We start from the raw sequence: 10,750 nt of genomic DNA on the forward strand, positions 1-10,750 counted from the left end.
GATGGAATATCAAAACTAAAGAAGTGAATATTGCGAACACTTGCGCTCAAACAGAACAGGATCACGCATATGGCCGCCATCTCGACAAAGACACTCTCACTTGACGAGGTCAGAACCATTGCCAAATCCGTCCTGGTGTCGGTGGGAATGGACGAACACGGCAGTGACGTATTAGCCAATCTTGTGATGTTGTCCGAACGTGACGGACCGCGCAGCCATGGGTTGCGCATGTTGCCAGTTTACGCGCAAAGCTTTTCGTCGGGATATGCCAACCCATCGCCTAACCCATCGATTAAACGCCTGGCACCAAGCGTTCTGCATGGAGACGGGGATAACGGCTATTACCAGATAGCCGCGGAGAAAGCTCGGAACGAGCTGATCGCAGTGGCGCGCGAAAATGGAATTGCCGCATTTACCTGCAGCAATTGCCACCATTTGGCAGCACTGCGGTTTGACACTGAACCTTTGGCACAGGCCGGGTTGGTTGCGCTGGGTGTCGTGAACTCGTTGTCGATGGTGGTGCCGCAGGGCGGGATCCGGCCGGTATTTGGTACAAACCCGATGTCATTTGCCTGCCCGCGCGACGGAAAGGAACCGATCGTATGGGATCAAGCGTCTTCGGTGGTGGCGTTTATGGATGTCAAAATGGCGGCAGCCGAAGGTCATGATCTGCCCCGTGCAGGTGGGTTGGATACGACGGGCGCCCTGAGTACCGATCCCAATGCTATCCTTGAAACACGCAGTCTTTTGCCCTTTGGCGAGCACAAGGGCGCTGCCATCGCCTTTTTGATCGAGGTTCTGGGCGCGGCGCTGGCGGGGGGCACGTTGTCTGTCGACAACACCGATCGCGAAGCCCACGGCGCATTGAACATCAAAGGCGGTGCAACCCTGATTGCCATCGATCCAACCCGATTTGGCAACCCCGCATTTGGTGACTACGTCACTAGGATTTGTGCCGAGATCGAGGGCAATGGAGATGCCCGTGTACCGGGAGATGGCAGGCTTGGAAAGCGAACCGCCGCCACAAACACCGGCGTCTCTGTCAGTACGGAACTGCTGGCCCAGCTCGACCAACTGCGCCAGTGATCACGGCGTAGTTTGCGTTGCCAGGATGGGTTACAGCTGTTCGACCTTCACTGAATCATCTGGATAGAAGGCCAGATATTCCTTGATTTCGGCGACCGAGGGGATCGGTTCCTCATAACTCCAGACCGCATTGGCGGTCACCGAGGACTTGTTGACGATCGAAAAATGTGCCGCGTTGCCCTTGTGGGGGCAGTGCGTCACCTTATCGGTCCTGTCCAGAAAGGCCATTGCGACATCGGCACGCGGGAAATAGATCACAGGTTCCAGATCACCCTCAAGCAATTCCAACGCGTTGGTGGTTTCGCCCAGAATTGCTCCGCCCGAGCGGACGGTCCATTTGCCTGATATCGGGCGGATCGTGATGTGATCTGTCATTCCCTCGGTCTCCTTCGTCGTGTTGGGGTCCCGTCTGGTGCCCCCTTTTTGTAACAACCCGATGTCACACCGGGGCGGTTGCGGCATCCAACCACAGTTGGGCGTCAGGTCCCAGCCTTGGCCGCAGTTTTTCCGCAACGTCGCGGTGATAGTCGTTCAGCCAGGCGCGCTCCTCTGCGGTCAGCATGTCAACCACGATCAATCTCCGGTCGACGGGCACATAGGTCAACGTGCGCCAACACAGCATGGCACGCTCTTCGTCGCCACCTGGTTTAGCGGCGGCTTCTTCGACCACCACCAGATTCTCAAGGCGAATACCAAATGCTCCTTCCCGATAGTAACCCGGCTCATTCGACAGGATCATGCCGGGTTCAAGTGGGACATGGCTCACCCGCGACAGACGCTGCGGACCTTCGTGTACGCTCAGATAGGTGCCCACACCGTGGCCCACACCGTGATTGAAATCCTGGCCAGCCAGCCACAGGGGCACCCGCGCGACACATTCAATGTCGCGCCCGGCAAGGCCCACGGGCCAGCGCAGCATTGACATGGCAATCATGCCTTTCAGAACTCGCGTGAAGCAGGCTTTTTCTTCGTTCCCTGCATCCCCGATGGCAATTGTCCGGGTGATATCAGTGGTTCCGTCAAGATACTGCCCGCCGCTGTCCAGAACTAACAGATGACCGTTTTTCAACCGACTGTCGGTTTCCTCGGTCACTCGATAATGCATGATGGCGCCGTTAGGGCCAGTACCGGCAATCGTGTCGAACGAGATATCCTGAAGCGCGTTATCTTTGCGACGGCATTCCTCTAGCCGGGTGACCACTTGCGTCTCGGTCAGCGTTCCGGGGGCTTGCGCGTCCAGCCAGCGCAGCAACTCGACCACAGCCACTGCATCGCGCAGATGGGCCTCGGCACTGCCTGCGATTTCTGCCGCATTCTTGCAGGCCTTGGGCAGGGCGCAAGGATCGCCCCCGTCGACCATCCGATCACCCAGAGTGTCCGCAACGATCTGTGGCACAGTTCCGAGGTCGACCTGAACTGTGGCCTCAAGCCTATCGAGTGCGCCCAGAAAAACATCGGGTTCGTGCTGAGTCACCTGCGGTCCCAGGTGGTCCCCCAGCTCTGTCAGTTTGGCAGCTGCCATGAACAGGTCTACCCGTCTGTCACAATGCAAGACGGCGAAACCGTGCGCGACAGGGTTATAGGAAATGTCCGATCCGCGAATGTTCAACAGCCACATGATTGAATCCGGTAAGGTGATGACCGCAGCCGAATGCCCGGCTTGGCGCAGGTCTTCAGCCAAGCGGTCAATCTTGCTTTCGGAGGTTTCACCGGCAAATTCAATGGGATGTATCTTGGTGGGATTCATGGGAGGATCGGGTTGATCCTGCCAAATCCGGTCTACCAGATTGTCGCTGCGTAGCAGTTCGATGCCGCTGCCCTGAAGGTCTTTTTGCGCGCTGGAGATCTGGCCGGCCGCGTGCAGCCATGGATCAAACCCAACCTTGCCGCCATCCGGCAATTGGTCTTTCAACCATGTGCTCAGACTGACATCCGGCCATGGCACCGGAGTGTAATCACTGGCTACCTGCGCCTTGACCTGCGTGCGATATCGCCCATCGATGAATACCCCGGCGATATTGGTCAACACGGCGCAAAACCCGGCAGAGCCGGTGAACCCGGTCAGCCAGGATAGCCGTTCATCTCGCCGTGCAACGTATTCACCCTGGTGTGCGTCCGCACGTGGAACCAGAAACCCGTTCAGCCCTTCGCTCGCCAGTTCCTGGCGCAGTGCAGCAAGTCGCGGCGGCCCCTGTTCCGGGCGCGCAGTTACTTCGAAAGACTGGAACATGGTGGCCTCATTCTTGTCTCGGTGCGGTGGAACCTGAGGCCTGCGACGGCAAATGTCCAGCACCCTGACGCAGTGCTAGTCCGAAGCACTGAGGAAGCTTTGCAGCGCCTCGATGTAAGTCTCGTAAACGTCGTTTCCCGGCAGTGGGATGTGGTTTGCTGTTTCCAGAATCAGCAGTGACGCATCGGGAATACCTGCCGCCAGTTTTCGCGCCTCGGAAAGTGGGTGAACCGAGCTGTTGCGCCCGTGCAGAACCAATGTTGGGCATTGCACTTGCGGCAGCAGATGTAGAACCGAAGCCGTGTTCCCGATGTCCCTCTGATACAGCTTTTGCTCGACGGAGTAGAGCGCCTGCATCTCGTCTACAATCTCGCGCACCGTCTCAAGCGGGCCCTCAGGGAAATAGCTCAGCACCGAGCCGACAGCGTAGCCACTACCCGGATCTTTCCAGCCTTCCATGATCAGGTTTCGGATGGAATCCGGTCCGGCCACACCGTCCCGGTGATCGCGGCCCTCGGCCCAGCCGCCGACGATGGCCAGTCTGCTCACGCGTTCCGGGTATCGGGCGGCAAATTGAAGGGCCGAGAAAACGCCACCGAATTCCGAGACAATGGCAAAGCGGTCAAAGCCAGCGGCTTGAGTAACGGCCAGAATGTCCTCTACCAATCCGTCGTAGTTGCCACGGCAAAGATCGTCCCAACGGGGCAGGTGCTGCTTGTTGTAGCGCAGCATCGTGAACTTTGCGTCCATTGCTTTCAGGTATGTGCGTTCTGACGCCAACCGCCATTCTGCTTCCAGATCATAAACAATCGAGCCCACCTTCAGAACCTGAGGACCGTTCCCTGATACCGCGAATGCTATTGCCTGACCATCATTGCCCCGAGCATATTTTAATTGCTGAGTTCGCCGGTCACGATCCGGTGCAGGGTTAGCATCACGGCTGACATTTGCCGCCATTTGCAGGCCACGCCGCACGATCGTGCGGATAATCCGTTGCGTCTTGCCATCATCGCCAACTGCTTTTCGGGCCGCTGCGATACGGGCGCTGATCGTCGATTCAGATACAAACCGGCCTTTCCAGACCCGTTCGATGATCTCTTCGCGTGCCACCAGCTTACCGGGGCTTTCGGCCAGCAATTCCAACAGGTCAAACACCTGCGGTTCGACCGGTACAGCCTCACCATCGCGCAGTAGCACGTGACGGTCCACGTCCAGAACACAATCTGCAAACTCATAGCGCATGGGCCGAATACACTCCGTTTCGACAGGAGCCACAAGGTTCAATGGCTTTCCCAAGGGTTTCTCGAGAGTTTCTCAGGACGGTCTTCAAGCAGCCGAGTAACCCCATCACCACATTAGAGGCAACAGACAGGAGATCCCCAATGATGCCGCCCTTTGATACAGCTTTGTTAAAACACTTGGCCGTTCGACACACATGTAGGACTGCCGGACCTCGAACGGAACCACGAAACAGGATCAGGACGATCGTGCTCGGGTGGCTTTCGAGCTTCGCCTTTCACCCCGCAGGTCAGGGCCAGCATTCCTAACTGGCCCGTTTCATCCCCATAACGCGCGCCCGAGCGCGAGGGTCGCTGTCGAACAGAGCCGCCAGTTGCTCGGTCATTGCGCCTGCAAGTTGCTCAACATCTGTGATGGTCACAGCACGGTCGTAGTAACGTGTCACATCATGGCCGATGCCGATCGCCAGCAATTCCACGACTTTGCGCTTTTCGACCATGGCAATCACATCGCGCAGGTGTTTCTCCAGATAATTGGCTGGGTTTACGCTGAGTGTTGAATCATCAACCGGCGCACCATCCGAGATCACCATCAGAATCTTACGCTGCTCGCGCCGCGCCAGCATTCGCCGATGCGCCCATTCCAGCGCCTCGCCATCGATGTTTTCCTTCAGCAGACCTTCTTTCATCATCAGACCCAGATTGGGTCGCGCGCGCCGCCAGGGCGCATCGGCACCTTTGTAGATGATGTGGCGCAGATCGTTCAAACGACCGGGCTGTTGAGGGCGGCCATCATTCAGCCACGCCTCGCGAGCCTGCCCGCCTTTCCACGCCCGCGTGGTAAAGCCCAGAATCTCGACCTTGACGTTGCAGCGTTCCAGCGTCCGCGCCAGAACGTCCGCACAAATCGCCGCGATGGAAATCGGGCGGCCCCGCATCGAGCCCGAATTGTCGAGGAGCAATGTTACCACCGTGTCACGGAACTCGGTATCCTTCTCGACCTTGAAGCTCAGCGGCGTCGTCGGGTTCGCCACCACCCGCGCTAAGCGTCCCGCATCCAGAATGCCTTCCTCGCGGTCGAACTCCCAACTGCGGTTCTGCTGCGCCTGCAAGCGGCGCTGCAGCTTGTTTGCCAGACGGCTGACGGCGCCCTTCAGAGGTTCCAGCTGCTGGTCCAGATAGGCCCGCAGCCGTTCCAATTCGGCGGGTTCCGCCAGATCCTCGGCAGAGATCTCTTCGTCGTAGGTGTTCAGGTAGACCTTGTAGTCCGGATCTGCCTCGGATGCAGGCGGCGGGGCGGGTGGCTCCATCGGGGCCTCACCCTCGGGCATCTCGGCCTCATCGCCCATCTCATCTTCGGCCATCTCGTCCATCGAGACCTGAGCCTGAGATTGATCCTGCTGTTCTTCCTGCGTCTGCTCAGGCGTCGCGTCGGCGTCCTGTTCATCCTGATCATCCTGGCCGGTGCTGTCGGGATCGGGCTGTTCTTCGGCGTCGTCCTCGGCCTGATCTTCCTGATCGTCGTCCAACTCATCCGGGTCGTCACCCAACTGGTCGCCGTATCCCAGATCCTTGATCATTTGGCGCGCAAATTTGGCGAATTCAGCCTGATCCGAGAGCACCTCATCGAGGTTTTCCAGAACGCCACCGGCCTGTTCTTCGATGAACCCGCGCCACAGGTTCATGACGTTCTCAGCCGCAGGTGGCAGATCGCGCCCGGTCGCCAGATGCCGGATCAGATAGCCTGCGGCCACTGACAAAGGTGCCTCAGCCGGTTGCTTGCACTGGTCATAGCCGCGCCGGATCGCCTCATGGCCAATCTTCACGTCGATATTGCTGGCAGTCCCGGGCATATCGCGCGCGCCCATCGCCTCGCACCGCGCAACCTCCATCGCCTCATACAGATCCCGCGCCATATCGCCCGGAGGCGCATAGCGATTATGTGTCGCGTCGTCATGATACCGGCGCTGCAAGGCCAGAGCATCCGCCGTACCCCGCGCTAACAGAACCTCTTCTCGGGTCATCCGACGCGAAACCTGCGGCAGCCGCATCGACTCGCCCGACAAGCCTGAAGGATCGACGGTATAGCTCACTGACAGCTCAGGATCGTCCGCCATCACCTTGGTGGCCTCGGCCAGAGCCTTCTTGAACGGATCAGCAGGGTTGTCGTTTGGTTTACTCATGCTTCTATTTCCAATCCGTCGTACTGGCCTTCAGAAACCCACAAAAGATGCCATGCTTCGCGATATTTCTCTAGCCATCCCGCAACAAATTCGCTGCCTGAACCGAGAACGTTGGAATGATCCGGGCGGAAGCGCCTCAAATTACTGTTTTTTCGAGGTTGGCCGTTGCGACCGGGGGTGTTTAGCCAAGTGACGTGATCAATTCTCAAAAGATCGGCGACAATTCTGCTAGGCACAACGAAAACGCTTGCCGTAGAACTCGGCGTTTTCCCAAGGTCCACGAAACAGTAAAACATCTTGGGATCATGTATGTCTTCGTGTTTCTTGCCCATATGCCAGCCGCCGTCCGCGCCCTTCTCCCAACGGGACTTAACCTGAATCGCGCAAAGGGTTTTCCCATCCGGTGAAGTCACGACGATATCCATGTTGGGAACGCCTTGCGGTGCTAGTGCAGCAATTAACCCTCGCGATAACAAACGCGACATCACAAGATGCTCGCCAGCAGCCCCAGTAAGTGACGTATGACTTACGCCGTTCACCCCAAGCTCACGCTCGCCGCGCTTTCCGGCAGTTCTTCGTCAAAGCAGCGCTGATAGAACTCGGCCACGGTCTGACGTTCCAGCTCGTCACATTTGTTCAGGAAGGACAGGCGGAAGGCGTAGCCCACATCACGGAAAATCTCAGCGTTTTGCGCCCAGTTGATCACGGTCCGCGGGCTCATGACGGTCGACAGGTCGCCGTTCATGAAGGCGGTCCGGGTCAGGTCGGCAACGGTGACCATCTGGCTGACGGTTTTGCGGCCCTCTGCAGTGTTGTAATGCGGCGCTTTCGACAGAACGATCATCGTCTCGGCATCGTGGCTCAGATAGTTGAGCGTCGAGACCAGCGACCAGCGGTCCATCTGTGCCTGGTTGATCTGTTGCGTGCCGTGATAGAGGCCGGTGGTGTCGCCCAGACCCACGGTGTTTGCGGTGGCGAACAGGCGGAAGTTCGGGTTTGGCGTGATGATCTCGTTCTGGTCCAGCAGGGTCAGCTTACCATCATGCTCCAGCACACGCTGGATGACGAACATCACATCGGCGCGGCCCGCATCGTATTCGTCGAACACAATGGCAACAGGGTTGCGCAGAGCCCAGGGCAAGATGCCCTCGTGGAATTCAGTAACCTGCTTGCCGTCGCGCAGCTTGATCGCGTCCTTGCCGATCAGGTCGATCCGGCTGATATGGCTGTCCAGGTTCACACGTACGGCGGGCCAGTTCAGACGGGCGGCGACCTGTTCGATATGGGTTGATTTGCCAGTGCCGTGATAGCCTTGGATCATGACGCGGCGGTTATGGGTAAAGCCCGCCAGAATGGCCAGTGTCGTTTCCGGATCGAACTTGTAGGTCGGATCAATGACCGGTACGCGGTCACTGCGTTCTGCAAAGCCCTTGACCGCCATGTTGCTGTCAATGCCGAACACCTCGCGGACCGAGATATCTTCGGTGGGTTTTGCGTTGATGTCGATCGATCCGTCAGCCATGCGTCCTGTCCTTATCCTTTGCCCCGCGCGGCGGGCTTGAACCTGTGTGTGGTGCAACATATTGCGGGCAAGGGCAAGGGAAAGACGTGGATGCACATACCTAGCCGGATGTTTCTTTGAAACTGGCCTTATCGGCACGAGCGGGACCGGCGGAGTGGCCACAGAGTTACCGTTCGCTGTAGGCACATAGTCGAATGTTCACAATGGCAGCTCGGCGCAACCAAAGCAGACATAACAGAAAGTCGGGTGCTGAACAGAATGTTGCTTGAAGTCTGCGGGTCTCGTAGCCTGACACTGTCGACGGAATTGCCCGGAGGAGATACCGGCATGATACCCAAGACTCAATACGCCAAGAGCGATGACGTGCACATCGCCTACCAAGTTTACGGCAACGGATCCAAGAACTTGGTTCTGGTGCCGGGTTTCATTTCTCAGATCGAAACCTATTGGGAGCAACCTCAGTTTGCGAAATGGCTTGAGCGTGTTGGGCAGTTTTCCAAAGTGGCGATGTTCGACAAACGCGGTACCGGCCTGTCTGACCGAGGAGTCGCCGTACCCGATATGGATAAGCGAATGGACGACATCCGCGCGGTGATGGACGCCGTTGGAATGGAAACAGCCTATGTCATGGGCATCTCAGAAGGCGGTTCGCTTGCCTCGGTTTTCGCTGCATATCAGCCAAAACGCTGTGAGGGTTTAATACTCTACGGTGCTTTTGCTCAATTTAAGTCTTGGTTCCCAACGCAAGAGGCTTTGAACCAATTGTTCGAATACGCGGAAGAGCATTGGGGCAGCGGAGCTGCGCTTCCACTCTTCTGCCCTGATACCGGCAGCGATCCGTCGTTGCAGGAATGGTGGGGAAAGTACGAAAGAACTGGCGCATCGCCCCGCGACCTCATTGAAATCATGAAGCTGAACAGCCAGATAGACATCACGGAAATCCTTCCCTCGATAAAGGCTCCAACACTTGTGCTTCACAAGACTGAAGACGGGTTGATCGATATCGAAGGCGGTCGAACCTTGGCGCAGTTGATACCCGGCGCCAAGATTGTGGAGTTCCCCGGGAGAGATCATTTTCCCTTCCTCGGGGACGAGCGGGATCAGATACTTGGAGAGATTGAAGCCTTTGTAACTGGCTTGAAACCGAAGCCAGTTTTCGACCGGGTTTTGGCAGCGGTCGTTTTTACCGACATTGTTGGGTCCACTACTCAGGCGCAGCGACTTGGTGACGATGTGTGGCATGCAACATTAGAGCAGCATGATGCCATCGTCAGGGACCAGCTCATGCAGTTTCGCGGTCAGGAAGTGAAGTCGCTCGGTGATGGTTTCCTTGCCACTTTTGACGGGCCTGGGCGGGCAATTCATTGCGCGAAGGCGATTAGTGACACGGTGTCCAAGCTAGATCTCGAAGTGCGCATTGGGGTTCATACCGGGGAAGTTGAGGTCTCATCGGATGATGTACGCGGAATTGCCGTGAACATTGCGGCACGCATTGCCGAATTGGGCGGCGGAGGCGACATCGTCGTGTCGCGCACGGTAAAAGACTTGGTGGCTGGTTCCGGACTTGACTTCGAAAGCCTTGGACGCCGGGAACTCAAAGGATTGCCAGAAGCATGGCACGTTTATAAAGCAGTATAGTAGCCGTACATGTACCTCGCCTTTTGGCCTCCAATCCACACACGGTATCTCAATTTGGCCGCAACAACGGCCTACGGACTCTTGGCAACGCAGCCCGCTTGCCACCGAGCGGATTTCCACTCTGCGCTCTGGCGTCTCTCTTTTGCTGTCTGTATTTTGTCGTCAGTTGCAAGCCGATTGGCCCGCATACATTCCGAGTCCAGCACCAGCTGCCGTAGCCATGGTCTTACCAGTTCCGCCTCCAAAGCGGTTGCCAACTACACCACCAAGAGCTGCACCCCCGAGAACACCAGCAGCACACCGAGCGTCGCTTTGTGCTTGAGCCTGAGTCGGCGTTGTTGGGGCTCCACATGCCGCCAAGAGCAATGTGCCACCAAGCAGGCAAGCTACTGTTGTCTTCTTCATGTCGGTTTCCTTACGTTCAATCTTATGTAATGGCCTCTTGTTCCCTGACATGTAGGTTCGGCCGAACCTCTCTCCAACCCGCCGGCGGTCCAGAAGCAAAAAACCGCCTAATGGCGGGGAATTTCGTCAACTGAGCAATAACGTCATGCGGTTATGGATTGAACCACAGCTTAATCCACCCACCATGACTTTCATGGCCAGCGATCCCAACGTCTCAATTTTGTCGTCTTCGAATTGCTGCAAGGACAAAGAACCAATGTGTGATCAACGGCGGCTCAGGGCTCTTACTACCAGTTGAAGCGCTTCGCAGAGAATGGCGACAGAGAGCCCTTACGTCTGAACGGGCTGGTTTGGTTAGTCTGACGCTGGTTGCGGGAGTAGGATTTGAACCTACGACCTTCAGGTTATGAGCCTGACGAGCTACCGGGCTGCTCCATCCCGCGACACT

9 protein-coding genes and 1 tRNA gene are annotated in these 10,750 nt (G+C 57.3%); 2 read left to right on the forward strand and 8 right to left on the reverse strand.

Annotation, left to right across the window (positions count from 1 at the left end):
* Positions 1–69 precede the first annotated feature (69 nt).
* Positions 70–1,086: an Ldh family oxidoreductase gene (locus tag AC2TDA_RS21980; protein WP_480881101.1), complete on the forward strand. Its 1,017-nt coding sequence runs from the start codon at positions 70–72 to the stop codon at positions 1,084–1,086.
* A 30-nt stretch (positions 1,087–1,116) separates the two neighbouring features.
* Here AC2TDA_RS21980 and AC2TDA_RS21985 read toward each other — a convergent pair whose 3' ends face one another.
* The 6 genes from AC2TDA_RS21985 to cobS all read right to left on the reverse strand — a co-directional run bounded on the left by AC2TDA_RS21985 (position 1,117) and on the right by cobS (position 8,259).
* A complete protein-coding gene (locus tag AC2TDA_RS21985) occupies positions 1,117–1,461 on the reverse strand; it encodes a DUF427 domain-containing protein (protein ID WP_480850751.1) in 345 nt (114 codons plus the stop codon).
* Positions 1,462–1,525: 64 nt separating this feature from the next.
* Positions 1,526–3,316 (reverse strand): aminopeptidase P family protein, encoded by a 1,791-nt coding sequence (locus AC2TDA_RS21990; RefSeq protein WP_480881104.1) that lies wholly within the window; start codon positions 3,314–3,316, stop codon positions 1,526–1,528.
* Positions 3,317–3,391: 75 nt separating this feature from the next.
* On the reverse strand, positions 3,392–4,558 hold the full coding sequence (locus tag AC2TDA_RS21995; protein ID WP_480881107.1) for an alpha/beta hydrolase: 1,167 nt from the start codon (positions 4,556–4,558) through the stop codon (positions 3,392–3,394).
* Between the two features lie 301 nt (positions 4,559–4,859).
* The gene (cobT, locus tag AC2TDA_RS22000; protein WP_480850757.1) at positions 4,860–6,737 is read right to left on the reverse strand and encodes a cobaltochelatase subunit CobT; all 1,878 of its coding nucleotides are present in this window, start codon (positions 6,735–6,737) and stop codon (positions 4,860–4,862) included.
* Complete coding sequence (locus tag AC2TDA_RS22005; RefSeq protein ID WP_480850759.1) at positions 6,734–7,162, reverse strand: hypothetical protein; 429 nt, start codon at positions 7,160–7,162, stop codon at positions 6,734–6,736. Before AC2TDA_RS22005 ends, cobT begins: the two co-directional genes overlap by 4 nt.
* 110 nt (positions 7,163–7,272) lie before the next feature.
* Positions 7,273–8,259, reverse strand: a complete 987-nt coding sequence (gene cobS, locus AC2TDA_RS22010; RefSeq protein ID WP_480850761.1) for a cobaltochelatase subunit CobS — start codon at positions 8,257–8,259, stop codon at positions 7,273–7,275.
* A 327-nt stretch (positions 8,260–8,586) separates the two neighbouring features.
* Between cobS and AC2TDA_RS22015 the strand changes: the two genes are divergently transcribed.
* Positions 8,587–9,897, forward strand: coding sequence for an adenylate/guanylate cyclase domain-containing protein (locus AC2TDA_RS22015; RefSeq protein WP_480881110.1), 1,311 nt, complete (start codon positions 8,587–8,589; stop codon positions 9,895–9,897).
* A gap of 162 nt (positions 9,898–10,059) precedes the next feature.
* Here the strand turns inward: AC2TDA_RS22015 and AC2TDA_RS22020 are convergent, their stop codons facing one another.
* Positions 10,060–10,302, reverse strand: coding sequence for a glycine zipper 2TM domain-containing protein (locus AC2TDA_RS22020; RefSeq protein WP_480881113.1), 243 nt, complete (start codon positions 10,300–10,302; stop codon positions 10,060–10,062).
* Positions 10,303–10,668: 366 nt separating this feature from the next.
* Positions 10,669–10,745 (reverse strand) — tRNA-Met (locus AC2TDA_RS22025).
* Positions 10,746–10,750 lie beyond the last annotated feature (5 nt).

The sequence above is a fragment of the Ruegeria sp. HKCCD6426 genome (assembly GCF_057221115.1).